The following is a 26,892-nucleotide window of genomic DNA, read 5'->3' as shown; positions in this document are numbered from 1 at the left end:
ACTTGCACACCGCTGCGGTCGGTGGTGGTGTGGGTGGTGGTGTCGCCCCCTCCTGTGACGGTGGCGGTGTTGGTGACCTTGTGGCGTTCGTCGGCTGGATCGAGGAGTACGACGTCCAGTGCGGGACGTGGATCGGCCTGATCGACAGCAGCATCGTCTCCGACGCCGTCGGCGAGCCGAAGAACCTTCCGGCGTGAGAGGTGAGCTGCCCCGTGTTCGATGGAGTGCGCGATCGTGTGATCAAGCTGCGTCGCCGTACGCGGCTCCCTGACGAAGTCGAGGTCGTGCGGCGCGGGCGGCGAAGTGCACAAGCGGAAGGGCTCATTCGAGTAGTGCCGATGATCTTTCGCTGAGTACCGTGAAGCATCGGATGATTGGCAGCTGTTCGTGAGCCGCCCTCGTGACTCCGCGCTTGACCACTGGCGCTTGCCATGCGCGAAGACGCCTCTGCGGCGGGGATGGTGCGCCGCGGGACGACGACTCGTTCCCCGGCCTTGGCCGCGAGGTGGTTCGCGGCGCCGGAACGAGCGATGCGCGTGCCGCCGATGCTGCAGAGGCCAGAAAGTGAGCAGATAGATGCAACCGACGTTCGTACTGGTTCACGGAGCTTTCGCCAACTCCTTTTCCTTCGCGCCGCTCCAAGCCGAACTCGGCCTCCTCGGGCATCGCTCCGTCGCCATCGACCTTCCAGGGCACGGGTTTGCCGCGACGTACCCGCACGCCTACCAGGCGCCGCAGGACCTTGAAGGGCTCGCCACCGTGCCCGGGGCCATCAAGGGCGTCACACTCGCCGACAACGCTGCGCACCTCATCGGGATACTGGAGCGGGCCAAGCGGAACGGGCCCGTCATCCTCGTCTCCCACAGCCGCGGCGGCATGACGGCCACCGTCGCAGCCAACCAGCGGCCCGACCTGATCGACCGCATCGTCTACGTCTCCGCCTGGTGCCCCGTCAACCTCGACGTCAGCGCCTACTACGCCGAGCCCGAGATGGCCACGGTCGACGCCACAGGGCTGGCCTCGGCGATGGTCGGCAACCCGGCCGAACTCGGACTGCTGCGCTCCAACTTCCGCACCGCCGACCCCGGCGTCCTCGCGGCCTTCAAGGCTGCCTTCCTCGCCGACGGCACGAACGAGGAGTTGATGGTCTTCCTCAACACCTTCCAGCCCGACGAGAACCTCGACGCCGGCACACCCGACGACCGGGCACGGGCCGACACCTGGGGGCGGATCCCCAAGACGTACATCCGGCTGACCGAGGACACCAGCGTGCCGCTCGCCATGCAGGACCGGATGATCCGTGAAGGCGACGCACTGACACCGGAGAACCCCTACGACGTCCGTACACTCACCAGCAGCCACCTGAAGTGGCTGGTCGACCCGGCACCCGCGGCCCTCGTTCTGGGCGAACTCGCCGCGCTCTCGCCCTCGTCCGCCGGATCATGAGGGAGCAAATCGGCCGCCGACGGGCTGGTGACGACGTAGATGCTCTCGCGTGTCTCGCGTTCGCCGGTGGGCTTGCGCCGACGGTGGACGCGGATGGCCAGGAGAGCGTGGGGGAAGGAGATCCCAGGCCGGGGGTTCCAGTGTCACTTGGCCATGCCCGCAGATCGCAATACCGGGCGATACGCTCCCAAGCGGACGGCCGGAGCGGGAGTGGCGCGGAGCGGGAGTAGCGCCGTGGGCGCTACGAGCAAAAAGCGCGGTTTCGCCCTGGCTGCCAGTTGCTCTGTCGAGCCGGGACCGTCAGCACCTATTGCGCAAACAATTCGTGGCCAGGGATGATGCCCCGCGTTATTCGTGCGGCAGGGGTGGAACAGCTGTGAACCAGGAAGCCCGTAATGGCGGAGCGGAATCGTCGGGAACGGTCGGCCGAGTCCGCTATCGGGCTTCGTGGCAGCAGTCCCTGCCATTGGCCCTGATCCTCGGCGCCGTCGTGCTGATGCAGTTGTCGAACCCCTTGCTGTGGGCGCACCAGCGGCCCGGACTGTCCGGCCTGCCGTTCGAGTTGCGGGTCCTGACCATGGTGCTGCCGTTCTTTGTCACGCTCGAAGCATGGGTGCTGAGCCGCTACGTCGGGGTAACCCTGACCCCTGAGGCGGTCGTCGTCCACAACCTGCGCCGCCGGACCATCCCGTGGACCAACGTGGCCGAGGTCGCGGTCGAGCGGTTCACCGGCGGACGGCGGGTGGTGCTCTACGAGACGGATGGACGCCGCACCCCCCTACGAATGCCCAGCTCCGGTTTCCTGTCCCGCGACCGCCGGTTCGACGACAAGGTCGCGACCATCCGAAGCTGGTGGCTTGCCAACGGCGGCGCGGCCCAGGTCGAAGACACAGCTGGTGAACTCGGCGCCTGGGGGCACACCTACGGCCGGCTGCCCCAGCGACTGAGCATGCGACCTGCGCCAAGCCGGTCGGTGCCCACGGTCCTGCTGCTCGGCTGGCTTGCGGCTGATGCGGTGATGGCGGGGTTCGCCGAGGGTCCCGGCGCTGGTTACCCGACGTTCCTTGGCCGCGCGCTCGGCGCACTCGTCGCGATCTCGCTGCTGCTGAGCGCGGGCTTCCTGAGTTTCGGCAGAGGCGTCATCCTCACTGCCGACCACCTGGTCATACGAGGGCTGCGCCCCCGAACCGTTCCCTGGGACGACATTCAAGGAATCGTCGTCGAGCGCCACCGCGGCGGGCGCAGGCCAGTCATCCTTGAAGCGAGCAGTCGCCGAACGCCATTGCCAGTACCGCGTGTCGGACGCGTCCTCTGGGACTCGGAGTTCGAAGCCAAGATCCAAACGCTACGTTACTGGTGGCGCACCCACGCGGAGATCGGCGCGAACCCGCCCGAAGCGGCGCGCCAACCCTCGGACCAGTCAACGCTCCTTCCCTACCGCGGACCGCGTCTGTGGCAGAAGGTGGTGTTGACCCTGGCCTGCATCGTCCTCGGCTACGAGGTCCTCCTGTCCGTTCTAGTCGGAGCTCTGTTCCTCACCGTCAGTCAGTGAGAAAACCTCAATGAGCTCACGGGGCTGAACGTGCGCTGGGCTGACGATCGATGGCCAGTCCCTGTGGGCCCCGAAGGCGCGGGTAGTACCCAGGACCCCGGGCGCTGGTGCGAGTCCGGGGCCGCGTGCGTCGACGACGTAGGCCGGGCGCTGCCAACAGGCCGGAGACGTTTGGCCAGTCGGTCTCGGCCCAGGCTCAGCCAGGTTGAACGGTTACGGGGGCGGCCTTGCGGCTGCGGCGGCTCACTGGCCCGTCCCGCTGCGCGCGCGGCGCCAGGCGCCGTCGGCCAGCAGGCGCAGGCCGTTCAGGCCCACGATGACGGTGGAGCCCTCGTGCCCGGCGACACCGAGCGGCAGCGGCAGGGTCCCGGCCAGGTCCCAGAAGACCAGGCCGGTAATGAAGACCGCGGCGATGACCAGGTTCTGCACCACCAGTCGCCGGGCGCGGCGGGAGAGCGCGACGACGGTGGGGACGGTGGCCAGTTCGTCGCGGACCACGACGGCGTCTGCGGTCTCCAGGGCGAGGTCGGAGCCGGCCCGGCCCATGGCGATGCCGGTGTGGGCGGCGGCGAGTGCGGGGGCGTCGTTGACGCCGTCGCCGACCACCAGCACCTTGCGTCCGGCCTGCTCCAGTTCCTGGACGGCGGTCACCTTGTCCTGTGGGAGCAGTCCCGCGCGGACGTCGGTGATGCCGACCTCACTGGCGAGGCGGGCGGCAGCGCGCGGGTTGTCGCCAGTGACCAGCACCGGCGTGGCCCCGGTCAGGCCGGTGAGTGCGGTGACGGTGGTGGCGGCCTCCTCGCGCAGCCGGTCGGCGATGCCCAGCACTCCGACCGGGGTGCCCTCGACCTTCACCAGGACGGCGGTACGGCCCTCGTCCTCCAGCCGGGCGGCCACGACGGCGGCCGCGTGATCGGTACGCTCGTTCAGCAGCCGGGCGGGGCTGCCGACCGCGACGTTCCTGCCTTCGACGGTGGCCCTCACGCCGGTGCCGGGGGCGGAGGTGAAGTCCTCCACCACGGGGATGTCCAGGTCGCGTGTGCGGGCGGCGTCCACGACGGCGCGGGCCAGCGGGTGTTCGCTGGGGCGCTCGGCCGCCGCCGCGATCCGCAGCAGCTCCTTCTCGCTCAGGCTTGAGGCGGCCAGCGGGCGGATGTCGGTCACCAGCGGGGTGCCCTCGGTCAGGGTGCCGGTCTTGTCCAGTGCCACCGCGTCGATCTGGCCGAGCCGTTCCATCACGACGGCGGATTTGACCAGGACGCCGTGGCGTCCGGCATTCGCGATCGCGGACAGCAGCGGGGGCATGGTCGCCAGCACCACCGCGCACGGTGAGGCGACGATCATGAAGGTCATCGCCCGCAGCAGCGTCGGCTGCAACGCCGCGCCGAACAGCAACGGCAGCGCGAACAGAGTGACCGTGGCGGCGACCATGCCGAGGCTGTAGCGCTGTTCGACCTTTTCGATGAACAGCTGGGTGGGCGCCTTGGTTTCGGAGGCTTCCTCCACCATGGCCACGATCCGGGCGATCACCGAGTCGGACGGGTCGCGCTCGACCTTCACCCGCAGCGCGCCGGTGCCGTTCGAGGTGCCGGCGAACACCTCGTCGCCCTCCAGCTTGGCCACCGGCAGAGGCTCGCCGGTGATGGTGGCCTGGTCGACCTCGCTCGCGCCGTCCAGGACGCGGCCGTCGGCGCCGATCCGCTCGCCGGGCCGCACCAGAATGGTGTCGCCCACCGCGAGCTGCTCGGTGGGGACCGTCTCCTCAGTGCCGTCGTCGGCCAGCCGGGTCGCTGTTGTAGGGGCGAGGTCGAGCAGGCCGCGCACCGAGTCGGCGGTGCGGGCGGTGGCGATCGCCTCCAGGGCGCCGGAGGCAGCGAAGATGACGATCAGCAGCGCACCGTCCAGCACCTGACCGATCGCCGCCGCCCCCAGCGCCGCGACGACCATCAGCAGGTCCACATCCAGCGTCTTCTTCTTGAGCGCCTGCAATCCGGCCCAGCCGGGCTCCCAGCCGCCGGTGACGTAGGTGAGCGCGAACAGCGGCCCCCAGGACCACGCCTGCGCCCCGACCAGGTACAGCGGCAGCGCGACCAGGAACAGCAGCAGGGCAGCTGCCGCCCAGCGGGCCTCGGGCAGCGCGAAGATCCGGGTGCGGCGCCTGGGCAGAACCGCGTCGCGCACGGCAGCGTCGTCTGCGGACGCCGGGCGGGTGAGGGTGGAGGACATGGAGACAGGGGTCCTTTGCGCAGACGTGAGCGGGAAGCGTCCAACCCCACCACCGTAGCAGGAACGAATGAACATCGATTCATGCGTTCATGGGGTGGCTACCATGGGCGCATGGGTCACGGAGCCAAACTGCCAACCGACAGTGTTCCGCGCACGCGCCTGGACGCAGCCAGTGCCGCCCGGGTGGCCACCACCCTGCAGGCCCTGGCCACCCCGTCCCGGCTGCTGATCCTTGCCCGGCTGCGTGAGGGACCGCTGCCGGCGACCGAGCTGGCCGCCGAGGTCGGCATGGAGCAGTCCGCCTGCTCCCACCAGTTGCGCCTGTTGCGCAACCTCGGGCTGGTCACCGGAACCCGTCAGGGCCGCTCCGTCGTCTACGCGCTCTACGACAACCACGTTGCCGAGCTTTTGGATCAGGCTCTGTACCACGTCGAGCACCTGCGGCTGGGCCTGAGCGACACCCCGGCCGGCCGCGGCACGGCTGCGGGCGAACCAGCGGAACCCGTGGCACGCTGACAGCCGCTCGTCAGCGAGGAGTCCGGCGGACGGCCAGGACGGGCAGCAGCAGCGTGGTCAGCAGCGCCAGCGCGGCGTATCCCCAGCCGAGGGTGATGGTCGCGGCGACCGCGGCGACGAGCAGCGGGCCCCCGGCATCGCCGAGTTCACGGCCGAGTTCGGCGGCCCCCATCGTCTGCCCGATCCGTTCCTCGGGGGTGGCGGCGGCGAGCGCGGCGAACCCCAGAGGTGTGATCACCCCGGTCCCCGCGCCGATCAGGACGGCCGCCGGCAGCAGGCCCGCCACACCGGGCAGAACGGCTGCGGCCAAGCCGCACGCGGTCAGGGCAAGTCCTGCGGAGAGGCCGGTCCGGGTGCTCAGCCGTCCCCCATCCAGCGCGCGCCCTGCCCACGGCTGCACGAGGGCCGCGCACGCGGCCAGGACGGACACGGCCGCGCCGGTGACCACCGGAGGCAGGCCGTCGGCCCTTCCGGACAGGGGCAGGAACCCGACACCGACGGACAGGGCGGCGGTGGCCGCGGCCAGGGCCGCGACCGGCCGCACAAACGACCCGTCCGCCAGCCGCCGTACCAGGTCCGCGAGCGTCTGGCGCGTCTTCGGCAGCGGCGGCACGGCCGGTACCGCCAGGGCGGCCCAGAGGGCGACCACCGCGGCCAGCACCATAAGTACGGCGAACAGCAGCGTCAGCCCGCCCGCCCACACCAGCACGCCGCCGAGCAGCGGACCCGCGGTGTAGCCGATGCTCTTGTAGAAGCCGTAGGAGCCGAACGCGCGGCCATGCTTGGCCTGCGGGTTCAGCCGGGCGACCAGCGCGGAGGCGGCCGGGGAGAACGCGGAGGCCGCCGCCCCCTGGCCCAGCCGGGCCGCCCACAGCCAGCCCGAGTCCCGTACGGCGACGAACACGGCCGAGGACGCGGCGAAAGCGACCAGGCCCCCGAGCAGCACCGGGCGGGCACCGACACGGTCGGCGACGGTGCCGAACACCGGCTTGAGGACGACCTCCGCGCCGTCGTACAGCGCCAGCAGCACCCCCAGATACAGCACCGACCGCACCAGATCCTGATCAGCGGCACCGAGGTTGGCCGCGATGCCGTGCGCGCCGAAGGCCGTGGTGAACCCAGCCGCGTACAGCGGCCACATACGCCGCCTGTCCGAGGCGGCCATCACGCCGGCATCACCGGCCGTCGGCCCGTTCACCGCGCACCCTCATCACTGCCGTTGGAGAAGGCGTGCTGCGAAGACCCGCTCGCTGTAGTCCTCGAACCGCCGCGCGCACTCGGCCAGCCGCCGTTCGGCCTCCTCGGCCCCTTGGGCGCCGAAGACGTCACGGGCCTTCAGATCGCGGTGCCAACGGCGCAGCCGTTCCAACGACTGCTCCTCCTCTTCCAGCTCGGCCAGGGTGAACTTGCCCTTGCCGATCTCCTTGCCCAGCTCGGCGGTGTACTTGCCGCAATCCGCGGTGAACTCCGCCCAGTCCTCCTCGCGGGCAGCGCTGAACATCGCCTCGAACCGGGTCGCATCCTGCGGTTCCCGGCCGGCGGCGCGCAACACCACGCTCTCGCCCCGGGCACGCTCAGCCAGATCCAGTGCACGCTGCACGCCCTCGGCGAACACCGGCACGTCCGGTACCGCCCAGACACCCTGCCCCAGGGACAACGCGCCGACTTTGCGCAGTTCCCGCCATACAGCCACCCGATGCCGTGACGGCTGCGCCGGCAGCCGCACGATCAGCACCACCCACTGCATCACCGATCCAGCGCTCACCACGAGAAAGTAACACGCGTTACATGCTTCCGGGCGGTTGGGTCGCTGGCGCCCCGGCAGCTCCCTGTCGGGGTCAGGTCGTCGTCGACGACTTCTCGGTCGACGGCTTCTCGCGGAGGGCGTTGACGACCGCGCGCTCCAGGACCGCCGACTTGTTGGTCAGGGTGCCCTTCTTGCCCATGGAGGTGTCCCTGGTGAGGTAGCTCCGTTCGCCCAGGTACTCCAGGGTGGTCGAGTTGAAGATCCAGGTGGTGCGGTCACCGGTGCGGGTGTTGTCGCGGGCCACGCCGATCCCGTGCCGGCCGGCCGCGTCCACCGCGTCGGGATCCACGGTCACGCCGGGGATCTTCGCTGCGGCCTTGTAGAAGGCGGCCGCGGTCTTCGGGGGCATCACCGTCTCCCGCAGCAGTTCACCGATGGTGTCGAAGGTGTCCTGGGCCTGGTCCCGGTCCTTGGCCGGGGTGTCGCGCCGGTCCTGGTCCCGGGTGATCTCGGTGGTGAGCCGTTGGAGCAGGGCGTCGGGGTCGGTGGGCAGCGAGGCCAGCCATGTGTACGTCGGCCGGCTGAGGCCCGCCGGGTAGCCGACGGCGGGCTCGCCGTCCGGGACGCCGACCTCGATCGGGTAGTACGAGCCGTCCTCGTGGATCAGGCCGACATCGATCACCGGTCCTGCCTTCTGCGACATCCAGACCTCACGCTCGCGGGGCTTGGTCAGCTTCACCGGGCCCCGGAACGTGCCGTCGTTCTCGGTCTGCAGTGTCTTGACGTACACGAACTGGTCGTCGGTGACCTTCTGTTCGTCCTTCTTCGCGGCGACCGAGGCGATCCGGTCGAGCAGCACGGCCGCGCCACGCGGGGCCGTGGCCCGGGAACCCGTGCCCGCGGCGGACGGTGCCGGAGCGCTGTCCTGGCCGGTGGCGGCGAGCGTGGTCAGCAGCACCCCGCCCAAAGCCAGTCCGGCGGCGGGCAGCAGAACGGCGGGGCGCAGGAGACGGGGGCGGGTGGAGGTGCGCTCGCCGTCCTGGTCGATCAGACGCATCAGGGTGTCCTTGTGGTGGAGATGACGGCCAGGGGGCAGGTCCCGTTCGGCCGGGGCCGGCAGCAGCCGGGCCAGTTCCTCGCGTTCGGCCCGCTCGGGGCCGGAGGTACGGTCGTTCATCAGGCTTCCTCCTGGATGGGCAGGGCCATGAACGCGGCCCTGCTCTCTACCTCTCCGCGGCCGGGGCGGGGTTCCCTTCCGGACCGGACCGGTTCTCCGGGGTGTGCTTGCCGCGCGGACCCGTCCGGCGTCCGGCCGAGTTCCTCGTCGGTGAGCCGGCGCAGCCGGGTACGGGCACGGGACAGCCGCGACCGCACGGTGCCCACCGGGACGCCCAGGGCCTCGGCGGCCTCGGCGTAGTTCAGCCCGGACCAGACGCAGAGGGCCAGCGCCTCGCGTTCCTGGCGGCGGAGTGCGCCCAGCGCCTGCCGGACCGCGGTGAGCCGCCGTGCGTCGTCGACGCGTCCGACCGTGGCATCCGCGATGTCCGCCACCAGTTCCGGGGCGGGGCGGCGGGCCAGGAAGGCCAGGCGCCGCGCGAGACCGCGGTTGGTGTTGCGTGCCTTGTTGGTGGCGATCCCGAGCAGCCACGGCCGCAGCGAGTCGCCCTCCGGGTCGACGGTGTGACGGGTACGCCAGGCCGTCAGGAACGTCTCGGACAGCACCTCCTCGGCCGTCGACCAGTCGCCCGACAGCCGGTAGGCGTGGTTGTAGACCTCCCGCGCGTATTCCTCGTAGAGCGCGGTGAACGCCTCGTGGTCGCCCGCACTGATCCGTGCGCGCATGCGCTCCCGATCTCCCTGCTCATCACATCTCACACCCGCTACCTCTCCGGCCGGACCGAGGAGTTCCCGTGACCCGCGCCACATCGTGGGGTCACTGATACCGGACGGCCGGATCCACAGACCGCCGGTGAGGCGCAGCCTCCCCCCTCCCTCTCGGTGCCGGCCGATCCGCCGGAGGCATCGTCCTTGACCGTGGCCGGGAAGCGAGGACGGCCACACCAACATCGCCGCCGCCCGCCGCGCGCGCCGGCCAGCCGGGTTGACGGTCGCCCCTCTCTTGCGGCACCCTTTCACTACTTAACTAGTGAAAGGGTGGTGCAGCGCGTGGTCGAGTACCGCATCGACCGGCACAGCGGCGTCGCCACATACGTGCAGATCGTCCAGCAGACCAAACAGGCCCTGCGCCTCGGACTGCTGCGCCCCGGCGACCGGCTGCCGCCCGCCCGCGAGGTGGTCGAGGCCACCGCCATCAATCCCAACACCGTCCTCAAGGCCTACCGCGAACTGGAGCGGGAGGGCCTGGTCGAGGCGCGGCGCGGGCTCGGCACCTTCGTCCGCAAGGCACTGGGCGCCGCACCGGCCGACTCCCCGCTCCGCGCAGAGCTGGAGGACTGGGCCCGGCGCGCCCACGAGGCCGGACTCGAACGGGACGACGTGGCCGCACTCTTCACCGCCGTACTCGACAAGCAATTCCTGGGAGATCCGTCATGAGCAGCGACACGGCCCTGCGGGCCGACGCTCTGGGGAAACGATTCGGCCGCCGTGCGGGCTGGGCCCTGCGGGACTGCTCGTTCCGGCTGCCGACCGGGCGCGTGTGCGCCGTCGTCGGCCCGAACGGCGCGGGCAAGTCCACCCTGCTGACCCTGGCCGCCGCCCTGACGGCGCCCACCGAGGGCACGCTGACCGTCCTCGGCACCACCCCGGCCAGGGCCCGCCCCTGGGTCGGTTACGTCGCCCAGGACAAGCCGCTCTACCCCCAGCTCACCATCGCCGACACCCTGCGCATGGGCGCCGGGCTGAACCCGGGACGCTGGGACGCGGCCGTCGCCGAGCGGGTCGTCGCGAGCGGTGACCTGGACCCCGGCGCCCGGATCCGCACTCTGTCCGGCGGCCAGCGCACCCGGGTCGCGCTCGCCCTCGCCCTCGGCAAGCGGCCCGATCTGCTGCTCCTGGACGAGCCGATGGCCGACCTGGACCCGCTGGCCCGGCACGAGCTGATGGGCACGCTGATGGGACAGGCCGCCGAGTACGGCACCACCATCGTGATGTCCTCGCACGTCGTCGCCGAGCTGGCGGACTCCTGCGACCACCTGCTGCTGGTCGGCGGCGGCCGGGTCCGGCTGGCCGGTGAGATCGACGAGCTGCTCGCCGCCCATCTGCGGATCTCCGGCGCCGCCGCGGACGCCGACCTCGGCCCGCACACCGTGGTGGAGTCCCGGATCACCGGCCGCCAGCTCACCGCGCTGATCCGCCCCGCCGGACCGCTCGCCACCGGCTGGCGCGCCACCGCGCCCTCCCTGGAGGAACTGGTCCTCGCCCATCTGCGCAGCCCCGGCGCACCGACCCTGACCGAGGAGCGTGCCGCGTGACCGCCGCGACCCCGACCGCCCCGGCCGCCGACCGGCCCCGACTGACCCGCTGGCTGCTGCGGCTGCACCGCCCGGCGCTCTGCCTCTGGTCCGGCCTGGCGCTCGCCCTGGCCACCCTGCTGCTCGCCCTGGCAGGCCCGCTCGCGGACGCGGCGGCCGAGGGCTGGCGCCAGTACAACGCCTGCGCCATGTCCCCGCGGTGCAGCTACGGCCAGGACGCGATCCTGCGCTACAAGGACTACTACAACTACGCCACCATCGCGCTGAACCTGCTGCCCTTCGCGGTGGCCGCCTGGGCGGGCGCCGCGCTGACCGGCAAGGAACTGGAGTCCGGCACCGCCCGGCTGGCCTGGACCCAGGCCACCTCCCCGGCCCGCTGGCTGGCGGTACGGCTGGCCGTCCCGGCACTCGCCGTCGCCCTCTGCGCCGGGCTGCTGGGCTGGCTGCACCACCGCGCCTGGGCCGCGAGCGAGGGCCGGATCGACAGCGCCAAGGAGTGGTACGACCGCTTCACCTTCCACGCCAACGGGCCCACCCTCGCCGCACTCGCCCTCGCCGGACTCGCGGCCGGCGCCCTGGCCGGACTGCTGCTGCGCCGGGCGCTGCCCGCGCTGATCGTGGGCGTGCTGGTCACGGGGGGTGTGCGGGGACTGGCGGAGCTGGCGCTGCCCCATCTGTGGCCCGCGGTGACCCGCACCAGCGCCGTGGACAAGCTCGTGCCCGGCTCCGGTCTGGCGGTCGAGCAGGGCATGGTGACCCGGGACGGCGCCCATGTGCCGGTACCGTCGTGCAACACCCCCGTGGAGTGCGACGCGGCGTTCCGGAACTTCACCGGCCGCTACAACACCTTCCATCCGCTTTCCCACTTCTGGCCCCTCCAGCTCACCACCACCGCGCTCGCGCTGGCCGTCGCCGGGCTGCTGGCCGCGGGCTGCTTCCTGGCACTGCGCCGGGTGACGGGCGAGCTGCGGCCCGGGCGCACCGCGAAGGCTCCGAAGGGCACGGCGAAGGCACTGAAGACCGCCGCCTGACGCCTCTTCCGGCCGACACCCTTCTCCGGCCACGCCCTCCTCCGGCCGACCGGTCCCTCCTCCGGTCGGCCGACGCCCTTCCTCCCGCCGGGGCGGGACCGTACGCGAGCACTCGGACGGCGGTCGACCGCAATGGGCGGGTACACGGAAGGACGTGCCCTCCCAAAAATGCCCCGCAGGCCGCCGCCGGCCGTGGTATGAGACGCGTGGCCTTGTGGTCGTTCCGCTTGCGCTGATCGTCGTGATCACCACCGTCAACCTGGCCACTCCCGGCCACCCGCACGTCGGACCGCTCCTGATCGTCGCGCCGGTGCTCGCCGCGGTGACCCTGGGGCCGAAGCTGACCGCACTGACCGGAGTGCTGGCCCTGACGGACCAGCTGATCTTCGCCGTCCTTCTCAAGGACCTGCACTCGGCGCAGCGCATGGCGCAGATCTTCGCCGTGGTGGCGGCCTCGGCATTCGCCGCGCTTTTGTCCGGGATGCGGGAGCGGAAGGTACGGGAGCTGACGCGGGTGCGTCAGGTCTCCGAGATCGCCCAGAACCTGGTTCTGCGCCCACTGCCCCCGCAGATGGGGCCGTTGCGCCTGGCTGCGGTATACCTGGCGGCGGAGCGGGAGACACATATCGGCGGCGACCTGTACGCGGCCGCCCGCACCGCCCACGGCACCCGGCTGCTCATCGGGGATGTCCGTGGCAAGGGTCTGACCGCCGTGAGCGACGCCGCGCTCCTGCTGAGCGCCTTCCGAGGGGCCGCGCACCGGCAGACCGGCCTGGCGGAACTCACCGCCTACCTGGACGCGAGCGTGTGCTGGAATTTGGCCGAGCCCGGTGAGGACGAACTGGCGCAGGAGTGCTTCGTCACCGCGATGCTCGTCGACATCCCCGACCACGCCCCCTCGGTCCAGATCGTCCACTGCGGTCACCCCCCGCCGCTGCGGCTGCGCCAGGGACAGGCCACCGCGCTGTGCGCCGACCATGCGGGCCTCCCGCTCGGCTTGCAGCTGGGCAAGCCCAGTCACTGTGTCGACACGTTCGACTTCGGGCAGGGCGACCTGCTCCTGCTGTACACCGACGGCGTGGCCGAAGCCCGCAACTCCCGCGGTGACTTCTATCCTCTCGTCGAACGCACCGCGGCCTGGAGCGGGCAGCACCCCGAGGAGTTCCTGGAGCACTTGCGCACCGACCTGCTCGCACACGCGGGCGGCCGGCTGGAGGACGATGCCGCCATGATTGCCCTCGAACGCCCGCAGGAAGGATCCGGCGCAACAGCCGCGGCACCCCCTATAAGCCTCCGCGTGCTACCCCAAGCCGTCGGCACCGCTTCCTGGCAGCACCGCCGCCACCAGCCGTCGATTGTGGCGATCCGCTCGACCAGAGGCACCAGTCGACCCGCTCGCGAGGTCGATCATTCGGCCAGGCCCGGGTCGACCACGGCTGCCCCGGCGGCGAGTAGGCCCGGCAGCACCGTGTGCGACCGCTCCACCGGTGTGCCCGAGCCGAGCAGGTCGTGGCGGCATTGACCGCGAGCCGGCCAGGCGCCCTCGTTCTTGCCTCCGCCAACAGCCCCCGGAAGGGCATCTACGGCATCACGCGGGGTTCAACCCACTCCTCGCGCAGCATTCCAAAGAGCACGCGGTCGTAGCGCTCCCCCTCCACCAGCACAGCCGACCGGCGGCGGCCTTCCTCGCGGAAGCCCAGCCTGGTGAAGGCGCGCACGGCGCGCTCGTTGCCGCTCCAGGTGTCCAGCTCCAGCCGGCTCAGGCGGTACGCGCCGAACAGGTGGCCCACGAGCAGACGCAATGTGTCGCTGCCGTGGCCGCGGCCCCAGAACTCCCGCTCGCCGATGGTGACTCCCAGCGTGGCCACTCCGACGTAGGGGTCGAGGTCCCGGTAGTCGGCCATGCCTATCACCTTTCCGCCTGCCAGGTCCTCGACCGTGAACACGGCCGACTCCCTCGGGCTCAGTCGCAGCATGGTGTCGAAGCCGAGACCGACCGCTTCCGCTGTGACCGGACCGAAACACGGGTCACCACCTGCGGCCCAGCGCACCACTTCTGGGTCGTTGCGCCACCGCACATGGTGCTCAGCGTCTTCGGAGCGCAGCGCACGCAGTCTTACCAGCTCTCCTTCGAACATTGAGCCACCCTAATCGATCATTCAGGACTGGCAGCGCGTACGCAGATGTCCACGGCCGGCTGTGACCGCCTGCGGCCACGCTCATGCCGCCCGGTCGGGCCCGTGCCGGACGGAGGTGCCGGTATGGGGCAGGCGGGCGGTGCGGACCTGCGAGAATGAGCGCCATGGCAGGGTCCGATCGTTTTGAGTCCGAGTCCGAACGCGTCACGCGACAGTTGCGCGACCAGATCCTCGACGGTGACCGTCGGCCCGGCAGCAAACTCGTCGAACGGGAGCTCGCCGCGGAACTCGGCGTGAGCAGGCTCCCGGTCCGGGAGGCGCTGAAGGCGCTGGTGTCGGAGGGACTCGTCACGCCGCGCCCCCGCACCTGGGCCGTCGTGCGCGAGTTCACCTCCACCGACATCTCCGACCTCGACGAGGTCCGCACCGCCCTGGAGACGCTGACGTTCCGGCTCGCGGCCCAGCGGCGCAACCGCGCCGGCCTGGAGAAGCTGCGCGCGGACCTGGACTCGGAGCTCGAAGCGGCGCGCCGGGGAGACGCCGTCAAGGCCCGGCGGGCCGCGGCCGACTTCCATGAGACCGTGACGGCGATGGCCGCCAACGAGCTGCTGAACGAGCTGGGCACCACGCTCCGAAGCCGTATGCGCTGGCTGCTGGCCCAGCACGACGACCTCGTGACCGTCGCGAAGGAGCACGAGGCGCTCTACGAGGCGATCGAGGACCGGGACGTGCCGAGGGTCGAGGAACTGGTCATGAAACACCTGGCCACCAGCCGGGACGTGGCGGCGACCCACCGCCGGCAGCCGCCGCGCTAGCCGTTCGGGTACGAATGGGGTGGGAGCTGGAGCAGGGAGCCGGGGCGTTCCAGGGTGCTGAGGTCGTCGGATGACCGAGATGAGGGGCGGATGGAAACGGTGCGGCGTGTGTCGGTCGTCGATGCCGTGATCACTGAGCTGCGGGCGGAGATCGCCCGGGGCGCGTGGCGGGTCGGCGAGCGGATCCCTCCGGAGGGCCGGCTCGCCGAGTCCCTCGGCGTGAGCCGGCTCTCGGTCCGCGAAGCCGTCCGAGTGCTGGTGCACTCCGACTGCTGACCACCCGCCAGGGCGTCGGCACGTACGTGACCGCCACCGACGAGGGCCAGGTCGCGCTCCGGCGCCACCTCGGCCGCGTGACGGCCGGCGACATCCTCGACGTGCGGCGCGGCCTGGACGTCGTCTCGGCCCGGCTGGCCGCCGCCGCGCGCACCGAGGAGGACCTCACCGCGCTCGGCCAGGCCATGGAACGGCGCACCGCCGCGGCGCGGGTGGCCGACCTGGACGCGTTCACCGACGCCGACGTCGACTTCCACCTGAGCGTCGCGGAGGCCGCGCACAACCCGCTGCTCGGGGACCTGTACCGGAACATGAGCGAGGCCCTGCGGGAGACCGTCAGGGCCGGCCGGTGCATGGACGAGGCCGGCGACGACCTGTACCACGGTGCTCTGTTCGAGGCGGTGCGCGCGGGCGACCCGGTCGCCGCGACCAGGGCGGCGCTGGCGATCCTCGAAGGGGACGCCGCCATCTGAGAACGGCCCGCGCCAACTCCGCGGGAGGGGAGAGGGCGACGTGCACCCCGCCGCCCCGGACCGCGCCGTGCGAAGCGCCCGGGACCGCCGACCGCGTGCCGACCGGCGCCGTCGGCCGGGCCCGGTGGGGGAGTGGAGGCGCGGGCTGTCCAAAATCGCCGATAATGGGGGACGAGCCTGTCGGGCGGCTCGGCCGTCAGCGAGGAGCGAGATGAACGGGTTCGACCCCGCCGGCGCCCTTGCCCTCGGCGCCGTGGCAGCCGCCGTGCTCGACGAAGCCGGGACCGTCGTGCGCTGGTCCCGCGCGGCGGCCGACCTGCTGGGAGACACGGCCGAACACGTCTGCGGCCGCCCGGTCGTGGACCTGCTCGCGGACGCCCCCGACCGGCCGCAGCCCTGCGCCTTCGCGGCGGACGGGTTTCCGGCCGTGGGCAGGACCCGGTTGCGGCACCGCTCCGGGGGTGCGGTGGAGGTCGCCTACCGGATCGAGCGCCTGGAGGGTTCCGCCGAGCTGCTGGCCCTGGCCGCGCCCGCGGCCGAGGCGGGCGAGCGGGAACGGGGACTGTCCCTGCTGCGCGCGCTCTTCTCCCAGGCCCGGATGGGGGTCACCGTCCGCGACACGGACCTGGCACTCGTACGGACCAACGTCACCTTCGAAACGCTCGGCGGACCTCCCGACGCCGTCGGCGTGGACATGGGGGAGGTGGCTGACGCCAGGAGCGCCGAAGCCGCCGAGGCGGCCCTGCGCCGGGTGCTGGAGACGGGCATCCCGCTCATCGGGGAGGCGCAGGAGGTGCACTCACCGCACCTGCCCGGGCGGCACAGGACGCTCTCCCTGTCCGCCTTCCGGCTGGAGGACGCGCACGGGGAGCCCGCCGGCGTCGTCACCCTGGTCACCGACATCACCGAGCAGCAGCGGACCCGCCGCCACCTGGACCTGCTGCGCGACGCCTCCACCCGGATCGGCGGCTCACTGGACGTCACGCAGACCGCGCAGGACCTGGTCGACGTCCTCGTCCCCGCTCTCGGGGACCTCGCCTGGGTGGAGCTGGCGGAGCCGGTGATCGAGGGGGACGAACCGGCCAACGTGCTCGGCGGCGCCCGGCTGAGCTGGCGCCGGGTGGCGGTCGCCTCGGCCGCCGGGCCGTGGCCCTCCCGGCTGCTCCAGAAGGGCGCGGTGGCGCCTCCGCAACCGGACATGCCCACTCTGCTCGCCGTCCAGCGCGGCGAGGTCATCGTCGCCGACGGCGAGACCCTCAGCGCCATGTTCGGCGAGCCGCACCTGATCGAGTTGCTGGTGCCCGACAACGCGCGCTGGATCGCCGTGGCGCCGCTGGCCGCACGCGGCACGGTGCTCGGCGTCGTCGGGATCTGCCGCACCGGACAGGGCGAGCCCTTCGACGAGGACGAGGGCGACCTGCTGAAGAAGATCGCGTCCAGGGCCGCGCTCAGCGTCGACAACGCCCGCCGTTACACGCGGGAGAGCCGTGCGGCCGTCGCGCTGCAAAGGCGCCTCCTGCCGCGCGCGACCACCGAGACTCCGGCCGCCGAGACCATCGGCGTCTACCGGCCCGCGGGCGGCGGGGCGGAGATCAGCGGCGACTGGTTCGACGTCCTCTCGCTGCCCTCGCTGCGGGCCGCGTTCGTCGTCGGCGACGTCTTCGGGCACGGTCTGCACGCCTCCGCCACCATGGGCCGGCTGCGCACCGCCGTGCAGACCCTGGCCGACCTGGAACTCGACTGCGACGACCTGCTCACCCACCTCGACGACCTGGTGCAGCGGCTCGCGGGCGAGGCCGCCCCCGAGAACCGGGACACCGTCGGCGCCACCTGCCTGTACGCGCTCTACGATCCGGTCGCCCGCCGCTGCACCCTCGCCAGCGCGGGGCATCCGGTGCCCGTCGTCGTCCCCTGCGACGGTCCGGCCCGGCCGGTGGACCTCTCCCCGGGCCCGCCCCTGGGCGTCGGCGGCATGCCCTTCGAGGCCGTCACGCTCGATCTCCCGCCCGGCAGCGTCCTCGCCCTGTACACCGACGGACTGATCAAGGGCGCCGACGGCGACACCGACGCCGGACTGCGCCGGCTGACCGACCGCCTGGCGGCCTGCTGCCGTCCCGGCCGGCCCCTGGATGAGCTCGGCCGGGTACTCCTCGCCGACCTCGACGGCCATCCGCCCAGCGACGACGTCGCGCTGCTGCTCGTCCGCACCCGCGGGGTCCCCGTGGACTGTGTCGCCGACTGGGAGTTCCCCGCGGATCCCGCCAGCGTGGCCGACGCCCGGCAGGCCGCCACCCGCCAGCTCGCCGAGTGGGGGCTCGACGACATCGCGTTCAGCACCGAACTCGTGGTCAGTGAACTGGTCACCAACGCCATCCGCTACGCCGGCGGCCCCGTCGGGCTGCGGCTGATCCACGAGGACGTCCTGGTCTGCGAGGTCAGCGACCCGAGCAACACCCAGCCCCGCCTGCGCCGCGCCCGCACCACCGACGAAGGGGGCCGGGGCCTGTTTCTCGTGGCCCAGCTCAGCATCCGCTGGGGCAGCCGTTACGGCCGGCGCGGGAAGACCATCTGGACCGAGCAGGCGATCAGCCCGGGCCCGGACCGGCTCATGTTCTCCTCCGTGCTTCCGATCTGACCGGGTACCAGCACCGACGAGGCCGCGGGGCGTCGTCCGGCACCCGCGGGGCGGCGCGTTGCCGCGCCTGCCGGTGCCCCTTCGCCCGGCGTCGTACGGTGTGGGCATGGCCCCTCCGCTTCCGGGTCCGCTGGAGCATTTGGCACCGCTGCTCAGCCACTACGGGTACTGGGCCGTGGGCGGCGTGATCCTCGTGGAGGACTTCGGCGTCCCCGCGCCCGGCGAGACGATCCTGATCGCGGCCGGGGTGTACGCCGGGGCCGGACAGCTCGACGTCGCGGCCGTGGCCCTGATCGCGTTCGCCGCGGCCGTCGTCGGCGACAACATCGGCTACCTCGTCGGCCACCTCGGCGGACGGCCCTTCGTGCACCGCTGGGGCCGGTACATCTTCCTGACGCCGGAACGGTTCGCGGCGGCGGAGCGGTTCTTCGGCCGGCACGGCGGCAAGATCGTCGTGGTGGCCCGGTTCATCGAGGGCCTGCGCCAGGCCAACGGCATCATCGCGGGGACCACGGGCATGCACTGGCTCCGCTTCCTGGCCTTCAACGCGCTCGGCGCGGCGCTGTGGGTCGGCGTGTGGGTGGGCCTCGCCTACGCGGCGGGCACGCACATCGGCGCGGTCTACGACGAGATCAGCCGCTATCAGCTGTACGTGCTCGTCGCGCTCGCGGTCCTCGTGGTCGCGCTGATCGCGTGGCACCTGCTGCGGCGCAGGCGGCGCCGGAACTGACGGCGGCGTGCGCGCTGCCGCGCGGGCGCACGTGATCCCCGCGGGGACAGATGGCCGGCACCCGCACCCACACCGGCCGCGGGTGTCAGCGGCCGTCCCGGCCCGTGGGCTCGTTGAGCGTGCCGGTGTCCCGCCGGCCGCCGAAGCGGCGCGGGGACCGGTGCACGTGCCGGTGGTGCGACGCCGCGCCGGCCATGAGGCTCGCGCCCAGGCAGAAGAGCAGAGCGAGGGCGAGGCCGGCGCTGAAGACTTCGAGCGTGTTCATGGTGGCGATGTGGTTGCCGAGCACCGACACCGGGTAGTGCGGGCCGCCGGACAGGTTGTCGGCGATGGCCAGACCGGTGAAGGCAGCCGTCGCCGCGAGAAGGAGCAGGCCGATGAGCAGCATGGAAGTCATCCCCTCGAAGAGTCCCCGGAGAGTCACTCATCGAGGCGGGTACCCAGCGCTCCACCGGCCAGGCGACCCGTCCGGGCTCTTCGAGTGCCGCGCCGCCCGGACCGCGACGCACACCGCCCAGGAGCCCGGCGGTGTGCGTCCGGCGACGGTGTCCGTCAGGCGGTCAGCACCTTCTCCAGGGAGGCGAGCGCCGAGCGCAGTTCCTCCTCGGTGATCGTCAGCGGCGGCGCCAGCCGGATCGTGGAACCGTGCGTGTCCTTGGCCAGAACGCCCTCCCGCATCAGACGCTCGCCGATCTCCCGCCCGGTGCCGATCGCCGGATCGACGTCCACGCCCGCCCACAGGCCCCGCGAGCGGAAGCCGACGACACCCCGGCCGACGAGCTGGACGAGCCCCTCGTGCAGCACCTTGCCCAGCTCCGCCGCCCGGAGCTGGAACTCGCCCGTCTCCAGGAGCTCGACCACCGCCGTACCGACCGCCGCGGCCAGCGGGTTGCCGCCGAACGTCGACCCGTGCTCACCCGGCCGCAGCACCCCGAGCACCTCCCGGGACCCGACGACCGCGGACACCGGCACGATGCCGCCGCCGAGCGCCTTGCCCAGCAGCAGGACGTCCGGGACGACGTCCTCGTGCTCGACGGCGAGCGTGCGCCCGGTGCGGCCGAGGCCCGACTGGATCTCGTCCGCGACGAACAGGCAGCCCTTGCGGCGGGTCAGCTCCCGCACACCGGTGAGGTAGCCGTCGTCGGGGATGAGCACGCCGGCCTCGCCCTGGATGGGCTCGATCAGCACCGCCGCCGTCGTCTCGTCGATCGCCGCCTCCAGGGCCGCGAGATCGTTGTACGGGACGACCCTGAAGCCCGGCGTGAACGGCCCGAAGCCCGACCGTGCCGTCTCGTCCGTGGAGAAGCTGACGATCGTCGTCGTACGGCCGTGGAAGTTGTCCGCCGCGACCACGATCGTCGCCCGGTCGGCCGGGACGCCCTTGACCTCGTACGCCCACTTGCGGGCGACCTTGATGCCGCTCTCCACCGCCTCGGCGCCGGTGTTCATGGGCAGCACCATGTCCTGCCCGGTCAGCGCCGCCAGCCGCTCCGCGAACTCGGCGAGACGGTCGTTGTGGAACGCCCGCGAGGTGAGGGTGAGCCGGTCGAGCTGGCGGTGGGCCGCCTCGGTCAGCGTGGGGTGGCGGTGACCGAAGTTCAGTGCCGAGTAGCCGGCCAGCATGTCGAGGTAGCGGCGTCCCTCGACGTCCTCCACCCAGCTCCCTTCGGCGCGGGCCACGACCACGGGCAGCGGATGGTAGTTGTGCGCGAGGACCGGCTCCTCGGCCTCGATCAGCTCCGCGGAGGTACGGGTACGGGCGGGTGCGGTCATCAGCGGATCTCCTGGGTGCAGCACTTGATTCCGCCGCCGGCCTTGTGGAACTCGGACAGGTCGACGGGGACGGGGACGTAGCCGCGGTCGGCGAGCTGTTCGGCCAGGGCGGTGGCCCCGGGCGAGATGAAGACGTGGTGGCCGTCCGAGACGGAGTTCAGGCCGAAGGCCATGGCGTCCTCGCGGGTGGCGATCAGCGCGTCCGGGTACAGCCTGGCGAGCACCTCGCGGCTGCCCGGCGAGAACGCGTCCGGGTAGTACGCGATGTTCCCCTCGCCCTCGTCGTCGAGGACGAACAGCGCCGTGTCCAGATGGTAGAAGTACGGGTCCACCAGGGTCAGGCCGATCACCGGGGCGCCGAGGAACTCCTGCGCCTCGCGATGAGCCTCACGGGTGGTGCGGAAGCCGGTGCCGGCGAGGATCCAGCGGCCGGCCGGTACGAAGTCGCCCTCGCCCTCGCACACCGACTCGGGGCGGTAGACGTCGAAACCGGCCGACTTGAACCACGTGTCGTAGGGAAGGGACTCCGGACGGCGCTCGGGCGCGCGGAACAGGGAGCCGAAGACGCGGCCGTCCACGACCACCGCCGCGTTGGCGGCGAAGACCATGTCGGGCAGTCCCGGCACGGGCTCCACGGTGTCGACGGTGTGGCCGTGGGCGCGGTAGACGCGTGTCAGCTCGTGCCACTGCTCCTGGGCCAGGGACACGTCCACGGGGACGTCGGGATGCATCCAGGGGTTGATCGCGTACTGCACGGCGAAGTGTCTGGGTTCGCAGACGAGGAAGCGCCGCCGGCGCGGCACACGGGATTCGGGCACAGAGGGGTTCCTCCGCTTCCTGGGTGTCGACTGGGTTGGCACAAAGGTAGGAAGTGGCGAAGACGGACGACAAGAAACAAAAGCTGCGCGTTGGAGCAGCGATGCTGCGTCTTTCGGGGCCTCAGCGCACGTCTGATGCGTCCGGCGGGGCAGGCTGGCTGGCGCCCGCCTCAGGACTGTCCGGCAGCAGGTGGGACAGCACCATCACGCTGATCGTCTTGCGGATGAACGGCTCGGTACGGATGCGTTCCAGCACCTCCTCGAAGTGCTCCACGTCCCGCGCCCGCACGTGCAGCAGCGCGTCCGCGCCGCCGGTCACCGTCATCGCCGCAGTGATCTCCGGATGGTGGCGCACCACCTCGGCCAGCCGCCGTGGCGGGGCCGCGCCCTCGCAGTACACCTCGACGTACGCCTCCGTGCGCCAGCCCAGCGCGGCCGGTTTCACCGTGGCCGTGAACCCGCTGATCACGCCGGTCTCGCGCAGCCGGTCCACGCGCCGCTTGACGGCCGTCGCGGACAGGCCGATGGCGGCGCCGATCTCGGCGAAACTGCTGCGGGCGTTCGCCATCAGAGCGGTGAGGATCTTCCGGTCGAGTTCGTCGAACGGTGCCGGCCTGCTGTTCATGGCCGCACTGTATCCAGCGCGGACGCCGGTGCCCGGCACATGTCACACCGTGCTTTTCGCCCCTACACTCCACGTTCATGCTGCGCGCCCTCGCCGTCGACGACGAACGCCCCTCGCTCGAGGAACTGCTGTACCTCCTGAACGCCGATCCCCGGATCGCCGGCGTGGAGGGCGCCGGCGACGCGACCGAGGCGCTGCGCCGCATCAACCGGGCGCTGGAGTCCGGCCCGGACGGACCCGACGCGATCGACGTCGTCTTCCTCGACATCCACATGCCGGGCCTCGACGGCCTCGACCTGGCCCGGCTGCTCAACGGGTTCGCCCAGCCGCCGCTGATCGTGTTCGTCACCGCCCACGAGGACTTCGCCGTGCAGGCCTTCGACCTCAAGGCCGTCGACTACGTACTCAAGCCCGTCCGCAAGGAACGCCTCGCCGAGGCCGTACGCCGCGCCGCCCAACTGCGTGGCGCCGCCCCGCGGATACCCGTCAGCGAGCCCGACCCCGACCATCTGCCCGTCGAACTCGGCGGGGTGACCCGCTTCGTGGCCGTCGAGGACATCACCCATGTCGAGGCGCAGGGCGACTACGCCCGGCTGCACACCGGCAGGGGCAGCCACCTCGTGCGCATCCCGCTGTCCACCCTGGAGGAGCGCTGGCGCGCCCGCGGCTTCGTCCGCATCCACCGCCGGTACCTGGTGGCCCTGCGCCACATCGGTGAACTCCGCCTGGACGCGGGCACGGTGAGCGTCCTGGTCGGCACCGAGGAACTCCAGGTCAGCCGACGGCACGCGCGGGAACTGCGCGAGCTCCTGATCCGCCGGACCGCGCGCTAGGGGGTGCGTACGTCATGCCGCAGGACCCGACCGAACGCCGTGTCGTCGTCACCGGCCCGCCCCGGCGCACCCGCCGGGCCCCGGTCCACTACCGTCCGCGCACGGAGATCGACGAGCAGACCACCCTCGGCCACACCTATGTCCGCTCCCTGATGCGCAGCCAACTGCGTGCCGGCCTCACGGTGTTCGCGGTGCTCGTGCTTCTCGTCGGCCCGCTGCCGCTGGTGTTCGCCGCGGCCCCCGACGCCCGCCGGCTGAAGTGGGCGGTCCTCGGCTTCGGCCTCTACGCCCCGCTGGTGCTGCTCGCCCGCTGGTACGTGCGCCGCGCCGAGCGCAACGAACGCGACTTCGTACGGCTCGTAGGAGACCGCTGACCGTCGTGAACTCCGCCTACACCGTCCCCGCCGTCGCCCTCGTCGTGGTGGCCACGGTCCTCGTCGGCGCCTTCGGCCTGCGCATCTCCCGCACCACCTCGGACTTCTACGTCGCCTCCCGCACCGTGGGCCCGCGCCTGAACGCGGCCGCCATCAGCGGGGAGTACCTCTCCGCGGCCTCGTTCCTCGGCATAGCCGGACTGGTGCTCGTCCAGGGCGCCGACATGCTGTGGTACCCGGTCGGCTACACGGCCGGCTATCTGGTCCTGCTGCTGTTCGTCGCCGCCCCGCTGCGCCGGTCCGGGGCCTACACCCTGCCCGACTTCGCCGAGGCCCGGCTCGCCTCCCAGGGCGTGCGGCGGCTCGCGGGCGCCTTCGTCGTCGGCGTCGGCTGGCTGTACCTGCTGCCGCAGCTCCAGGGAGCCGGACTCACCCTGGCGGTTCTGACCGGGGCGCCTGACGCGCTCGGCGCGGTGATCGTCGCCGTCGTCGTGGTGGCCATCGTCGCGGCGGGCGGAATGCGCAGCATCACCTTCGTCCAGGCCTTCCAGTACTGGCTGAAACTGACCGCTCTGCTCGTCCCCGCCCTCTTCCTCGTCCTCGCCTGGCAGGGCGACGGGGCACCACACGCCTACGACGAGCCGGCCGCCTTCCGCGAACAGCGCACCGTGCGCGTCGCGGAGACCCTCGACCTCAGGCTGGAGCGCCCGCTCACCGTCACCGTGACCGGCACCGTCGACGGCCGGGCCCACCGCGAGCGGCAGGTGAGCCTGCCGGCCGGGACGCACCGCGTCGACGGCGGCACCCGGCTCACCTTCGCCCGGGGCGCCCAGGTCCCGGTGGCCGCCGCACACGGCGGCAGCGGCGGCATGTCCACCTCACTGGCGGCGGGCCGCGAGGAACGCCCGCTGTACGCCACCTACGGGCTGATCCTCGCCACCTTCCTCGGCACCATGGGCCTGCCGCACGTCGTCGTCCGCTTCTACACCAGCCCGCACGGCGTGGCCGCCCGCCGCACCACGGTGGCCGTGCTCGGCCTGATCGGCGCCTTCTACCTGCTGCCCCCGGTGTACGGCGCCCTCGGCCGCGTCTACGCCCCCGAACTCACCCTCACCGGCAGCGCGGACGCCGCCGTGCTGCTGCTGCCCGACCGGGTGATCGGCGGACTCGGCGGCGACCTGCTGGGCGCGCTGGTCGCGGGCGGCGCGTTCGCGGCGTTCCTGTCGACCGCCTCCGGCCTGACCATGGCGGTGGCCGGGGTGCTCACCCAGGACGTGCTGCCCTCCCGCGGCGTACGCCACTTCCGGCTCGGCACGGTGCTCGCCATGGCCGTACCGCTCGCCGCGAGCGTCCTGGTCGGCGGGCTGCCCGTCGCCGACGCCGTCGGGCTCGCCTTCGCGGTGTCCGCGTCCTCGTTCTGCCCGCTGCTCGTCCTCGGCATCTGGTGGCGGAGGCTCACCCCGCCCGGCGCGGCCGCCGGGATGCTGGCGGGCGGCGGCGCCGCGCTCGTCGCCGTCGCCGTGACCATGGCAGGCTTCCCCGGCAACGGGCCGCTGCACTCCCTGCTCGCCTGGCCCGCCCTGTGGTCGGTGCCGCTGGGCTTCCTCACGATGGTGCTGGTGTCCCTGGCCACGCCCGGCCGGGTGCCGGCCGGGACGGCCGCCGTCCTGGCCCGGTTCCACCTGCCCGAGCAGCTCCGGGCGGAGGTGACGGGATGAGCGGCTTCCTCGCCGGGCTGTGCGTGGCCGCGCTGCCGCTGCTCGCCGCCGGATACTGGCTCGGCCGCCGCACCGCCCGCCCGCAGAGCCTCGGCGGGCTCGGCACCCCCGTCGAGCACGCCACCTTCCAGACCCTGCACGCCGCCTCGCTCGCGGCGCCCCCGCTGCGGGCCGGGCTGACGGAGGAGACCGCCCGCAAGTCGGCCCGCCGGCTGCGCTCCCTGCTCGGCACCGATGCCCTGTGCCTCACGGACGACGAGCGGGTCCTCGCCTGGGACGGCGTGGGCGGCCACCACCGCACCGAGATCATGGAACGCCTCGCCGGGCCCCTGGAGACCGGCCGCGGCGAGGCGTTCCGGCTCACCTGCCGTACCCCGGACTGCCCCGTGCGCTGGGCCGTCGTCACCCCGCTCACCGTCGACGACCGGGTCCACGGCGCCCTCGTCGCCTGCGCGCCCCGCGAGTCGGCCGTGCTGGCCCGCGCCGCGGCCGAGGTCGCCCGCTGGGTCTCCGTGCAACTGGAGCTCGCCGACCTCGACCGGTCCCGCACCCGGCTCATCGAGGCCGAGATCAAGGCCCTGCGCGCGCAGATCTCCCCGCACTTCATCTTCAACTCGCTCGCGGTGATCGCCTCGTTCGTCCGCACCGACCCCGAGCGGGCTCGGGACCTGCTGCTGGAGTTCGCCGACTTCACCCGCTACTCGTTCCGCAGGCACGGCGACTTCACCACGCTCGCCGACGAACTCCACGCCATCGAGCACTACCTCGCGCTCGTACGGGCCCGCTTCGGCGACCGCCTGTCGGTCACCCTCCAGATCGCGCCCGAGGTGCTTCCCATCGCGCTGCCGTTCCTGTGCCTGCAACCGCTGGTGGAGAACGCCGTCAAGCACGGCCTCGAGGGCAAGACCGGCACCTGCCACATCCGGATCACCGCGCGGGACGCGGGCGCCGAGGCGGTGGTCGTCATCGAGGACGACGGCGCCGGCATGGACCCCGGCCTGCTGCGCCGCATACTCGCGGGCGAGGACAGCCCCTCGGGCGGCATCGGCCTGTCCAACGTCGACGACCGGCTCCGCCAGGTCTACGGCGACGACCACGGACTCGTCATCGAGACCGCGCAGGGCGCGGGCATGAAGATCAGCGCCCGGCTGCCGAAGTACCAGCCGGGCGTCCACTCGGCGACGCGGCTCACCGGGGAGTGAGCCCCCTCAGGTGCCGCGGGTGACCACAAGACCCAGCGTCACCAGGCCCAGCACGACCCAGCCGAACCACAGCCAGCCGTTTCCGCCGAGCGCCACCGTGTAGGCCGTCACCGCGACGAGCGCGCCGACGGTGAGCGCCCCCATCGTCTTCGTGGAACCGTCCGTGGAACCGTGCATCGCGGCACCCTCCTCCTGGTCCGTTCCCTCCATGGTGCCCCGGTTCGGCCCCTTGGCATCCCCTACAACAGGCCGCTTCCACGCTCACCCCCACCCCAGGCCACCGCCCCGGGCCGGATTTCCGGGGCCCGGCAGCGCCCGGAGCCGGGCGACGGCGGCCGGGCACGGGCCGCGGCGGGGCCTCCGGAAGGCGACGCGGGACTGCCGGCCGGGAGCGAGGGGTCCGCGGGGGACCGGCACGGACCTCGGCGGCGAGCCGCAGGCCCGGGCGGTGTGCCGAGGCCCCACGGCCGGTCGCCGCCAGGAACCCGAGCAGCAGCTCGGCGTCGCGGACGATGGAGTCGGCGCGGAAGTGC

Annotated in this window: 27 protein-coding genes; 16 read left to right on the top strand and 11 right to left on the bottom strand. The window is 72.3% G+C overall.

Annotation, left to right across the window (positions count from 1 at the left end; translation table 11 throughout):
• Positions 1-576 precede the first annotated feature (576 nt).
• The gene (locus ACF09J_RS29665) at positions 577-1,446 is read left to right on the top strand and encodes an alpha/beta fold hydrolase (RefSeq protein WP_392308531.1); all 870 of its coding nucleotides are present in this window, start codon (positions 577-579) and stop codon (positions 1,444-1,446) included.
• A 376-nt stretch (positions 1,447-1,822) separates the two neighbouring features.
• The gene (locus ACF09J_RS29660) at positions 1,823-2,998 is read left to right on the top strand and encodes a hypothetical protein (protein WP_392308530.1); all 1,176 of its coding nucleotides are present in this window, start codon (positions 1,823-1,825) and stop codon (positions 2,996-2,998) included.
• A 243-nt stretch (positions 2,999-3,241) separates the two neighbouring features.
• Here ACF09J_RS29660 and ACF09J_RS29655 read toward each other — a convergent pair whose 3' ends face one another.
• Positions 3,242-5,224, bottom strand: a complete 1,983-nt coding sequence (locus ACF09J_RS29655; RefSeq protein WP_392308529.1) for a heavy metal translocating P-type ATPase — start codon at positions 5,222-5,224, stop codon at positions 3,242-3,244.
• 111 nt (positions 5,225-5,335) lie between these two features.
• Here ACF09J_RS29655 and ACF09J_RS29650 point away from each other — a divergent pair, with 111 nt between their 5' ends.
• Positions 5,336-5,740 (top strand): ArsR/SmtB family transcription factor, encoded by a 405-nt coding sequence (locus ACF09J_RS29650; RefSeq protein WP_392308528.1) that lies wholly within the window; start codon positions 5,336-5,338, stop codon positions 5,738-5,740.
• Positions 5,741-5,750: 10 nt separating this feature from the next.
• Here the strand turns inward: ACF09J_RS29650 and ACF09J_RS29645 are convergent, their stop codons facing one another.
• The 4 genes from ACF09J_RS29645 to ACF09J_RS29630 all read right to left on the bottom strand — a co-directional run bounded on the left by ACF09J_RS29645 (position 5,751) and on the right by ACF09J_RS29630 (position 9,329).
• Complete coding sequence (locus ACF09J_RS29645) at positions 5,751-6,881, bottom strand: MFS transporter (protein ID WP_392308640.1); 1,131 nt, start codon at positions 6,879-6,881, stop codon at positions 5,751-5,753.
• A gap of 69 nt (positions 6,882-6,950) precedes the next feature.
• Complete coding sequence (locus ACF09J_RS29640) at positions 6,951-7,505, bottom strand: Chromate resistance protein ChrB (protein WP_392308527.1); 555 nt, start codon at positions 7,503-7,505, stop codon at positions 6,951-6,953.
• Between the two features lie 73 nt (positions 7,506-7,578).
• Positions 7,579-8,664, bottom strand: coding sequence for a CU044_5270 family protein (locus tag ACF09J_RS29635; protein WP_392308526.1), 1,086 nt, complete (start codon positions 8,662-8,664; stop codon positions 7,579-7,581).
• Positions 8,664-9,329 (bottom strand): RNA polymerase sigma factor, encoded by a 666-nt coding sequence (locus tag ACF09J_RS29630; RefSeq protein ID WP_392308525.1) that lies wholly within the window; start codon positions 9,327-9,329, stop codon positions 8,664-8,666. Before ACF09J_RS29630 ends, ACF09J_RS29635 begins: the two co-directional genes overlap by 1 nt.
• 324 nt (positions 9,330-9,653) lie before the next feature.
• Between ACF09J_RS29630 and ACF09J_RS29625 the strand changes: the two genes are divergently transcribed.
• The 4 genes from ACF09J_RS29625 (at position 9,654) to ACF09J_RS29610 (ending at position 13,471) form a co-directional block, all read left to right on the top strand.
• A complete protein-coding gene (locus ACF09J_RS29625; RefSeq protein WP_392308639.1) occupies positions 9,654-10,040 on the top strand; it encodes a GntR family transcriptional regulator in 387 nt (128 codons plus the stop codon).
• Positions 10,037-10,918 (top strand): ABC transporter ATP-binding protein, encoded by an 882-nt coding sequence (locus ACF09J_RS29620; protein ID WP_392308524.1) that lies wholly within the window; start codon positions 10,037-10,039, stop codon positions 10,916-10,918. Before ACF09J_RS29625 ends, ACF09J_RS29620 begins: the two co-directional genes overlap by 4 nt.
• On the top strand, positions 10,915-11,949 hold the full coding sequence (locus ACF09J_RS29615) for an ABC transporter permease (protein ID WP_392308523.1): 1,035 nt from the start codon (positions 10,915-10,917) through the stop codon (positions 11,947-11,949). Before ACF09J_RS29620 ends, ACF09J_RS29615 begins: the two co-directional genes overlap by 4 nt.
• A 214-nt stretch (positions 11,950-12,163) precedes the next feature.
• Positions 12,164-13,471: a PP2C family protein-serine/threonine phosphatase gene (locus ACF09J_RS29610; protein WP_392308522.1), complete on the top strand. Its 1,308-nt coding sequence runs from the start codon at positions 12,164-12,166 to the stop codon at positions 13,469-13,471.
• Between the two features lie 58 nt (positions 13,472-13,529).
• Here ACF09J_RS29610 and ACF09J_RS29605 read toward each other — a convergent pair whose 3' ends face one another.
• The gene (locus ACF09J_RS29605) at positions 13,530-14,087 is read right to left on the bottom strand and encodes a GNAT family N-acetyltransferase (protein ID WP_392308521.1); all 558 of its coding nucleotides are present in this window, start codon (positions 14,085-14,087) and stop codon (positions 13,530-13,532) included.
• A gap of 164 nt (positions 14,088-14,251) precedes the next feature.
• Here ACF09J_RS29605 and ACF09J_RS29600 point away from each other — a divergent pair, with 164 nt between their 5' ends.
• From ACF09J_RS29600 to ACF09J_RS29580, 5 genes are all read left to right on the top strand, one after another.
• On the top strand, positions 14,252-14,902 hold the full coding sequence (locus tag ACF09J_RS29600) for a GntR family transcriptional regulator (RefSeq protein WP_392308520.1): 651 nt from the start codon (positions 14,252-14,254) through the stop codon (positions 14,900-14,902).
• A gap of 108 nt (positions 14,903-15,010) precedes the next feature.
• Positions 15,011-15,178 carry a GntR family transcriptional regulator gene (locus tag ACF09J_RS29595; protein ID WP_392308519.1) on the top strand — a complete coding sequence of 56 codons (168 nt, stop codon included), beginning with the start codon at positions 15,011-15,013 and terminating at the stop codon, positions 15,176-15,178.
• Positions 15,179-15,204: 26 nt separating this feature from the next.
• A complete protein-coding gene (locus ACF09J_RS29590; RefSeq protein WP_392308518.1) occupies positions 15,205-15,651 on the top strand; it encodes a FadR/GntR family transcriptional regulator in 447 nt (148 codons plus the stop codon).
• 211 nt (positions 15,652-15,862) lie between these two features.
• On the top strand, positions 15,863-18,286 hold the full coding sequence (locus ACF09J_RS29585) for a SpoIIE family protein phosphatase (RefSeq protein WP_392308517.1): 2,424 nt from the start codon (positions 15,863-15,865) through the stop codon (positions 18,284-18,286).
• Between the two features lie 106 nt (positions 18,287-18,392).
• Positions 18,393-19,016, top strand: coding sequence for a DedA family protein (locus ACF09J_RS29580; protein WP_392308516.1), 624 nt, complete (start codon positions 18,393-18,395; stop codon positions 19,014-19,016).
• Between the two features lie 85 nt (positions 19,017-19,101).
• On the opposite strand, the gene ACF09J_RS29575 is transcribed toward ACF09J_RS29580, so the two are convergent.
• From ACF09J_RS29575 to ACF09J_RS29560, 4 genes are all read right to left on the bottom strand, one after another.
• A complete protein-coding gene (locus tag ACF09J_RS29575; RefSeq protein WP_392308515.1) occupies positions 19,102-19,413 on the bottom strand; it encodes a hypothetical protein in 312 nt (103 codons plus the stop codon).
• 155 nt (positions 19,414-19,568) lie between these two features.
• Positions 19,569-20,789, bottom strand: a complete 1,221-nt coding sequence (gene rocD / locus ACF09J_RS29570; RefSeq protein ID WP_392308514.1) for an ornithine--oxo-acid transaminase — start codon at positions 20,787-20,789, stop codon at positions 19,569-19,571.
• Positions 20,789-21,607 carry a dimethylargininase gene (ddaH, locus tag ACF09J_RS29565; RefSeq protein WP_392308513.1) on the bottom strand — a complete coding sequence of 273 codons (819 nt, stop codon included), beginning with the start codon at positions 21,605-21,607 and terminating at the stop codon, positions 20,789-20,791. Before ddaH ends, rocD begins: the two co-directional genes overlap by 1 nt.
• 121 nt (positions 21,608-21,728) lie before the next feature.
• Entirely contained in the window at positions 21,729-22,232 is a 504-nt protein-coding gene (locus ACF09J_RS29560; RefSeq protein ID WP_392308512.1) for an Lrp/AsnC family transcriptional regulator, read from the bottom strand.
• Between the two features lie 77 nt (positions 22,233-22,309).
• Here ACF09J_RS29560 and ACF09J_RS29555 point away from each other — a divergent pair, with 77 nt between their 5' ends.
• Genes ACF09J_RS29555 through ACF09J_RS29540 form a run of 4 tightly spaced genes read left to right on the top strand, consistent with a single transcriptional unit; the run spans position 22,310 to position 26,359 of the window.
• A complete protein-coding gene (locus ACF09J_RS29555; protein WP_392308511.1) occupies positions 22,310-23,065 on the top strand; it encodes a LytR/AlgR family response regulator transcription factor in 756 nt (251 codons plus the stop codon).
• Between the two features lie 14 nt (positions 23,066-23,079).
• Positions 23,080-23,439, top strand: coding sequence for a hypothetical protein (locus ACF09J_RS29550; protein ID WP_392308510.1), 360 nt, complete (start codon positions 23,080-23,082; stop codon positions 23,437-23,439).
• Between the two features lie 5 nt (positions 23,440-23,444).
• Positions 23,445-25,157 (top strand): cation acetate symporter, encoded by a 1,713-nt coding sequence (locus tag ACF09J_RS29545; protein WP_392308509.1) that lies wholly within the window; start codon positions 23,445-23,447, stop codon positions 25,155-25,157.
• The gene (locus ACF09J_RS29540) at positions 25,154-26,359 is read left to right on the top strand and encodes a sensor histidine kinase (RefSeq protein WP_392308508.1); all 1,206 of its coding nucleotides are present in this window, start codon (positions 25,154-25,156) and stop codon (positions 26,357-26,359) included. The genes ACF09J_RS29545 and ACF09J_RS29540 overlap by 4 nt, the downstream gene beginning before the upstream one ends.
• Positions 26,360-26,365: 6 nt before the next feature.
• Here ACF09J_RS29540 and ACF09J_RS29535 read toward each other — a convergent pair whose 3' ends face one another.
• On the bottom strand, positions 26,366-26,536 hold the full coding sequence (locus tag ACF09J_RS29535) for a hypothetical protein (protein WP_392308507.1): 171 nt from the start codon (positions 26,534-26,536) through the stop codon (positions 26,366-26,368).
• Positions 26,537-26,892: the final 356 nt, after the last annotated feature.

Origin of the sequence: Streptomyces sp. NPDC014889, from assembly GCF_043081205.1 — a bacterium.
Classification (GTDB): Bacteria; Actinomycetota; Actinomycetes; order Streptomycetales; family Streptomycetaceae; genus Streptomyces.
This window is presented reverse-complemented; position numbering and strand designations above follow the sequence as displayed.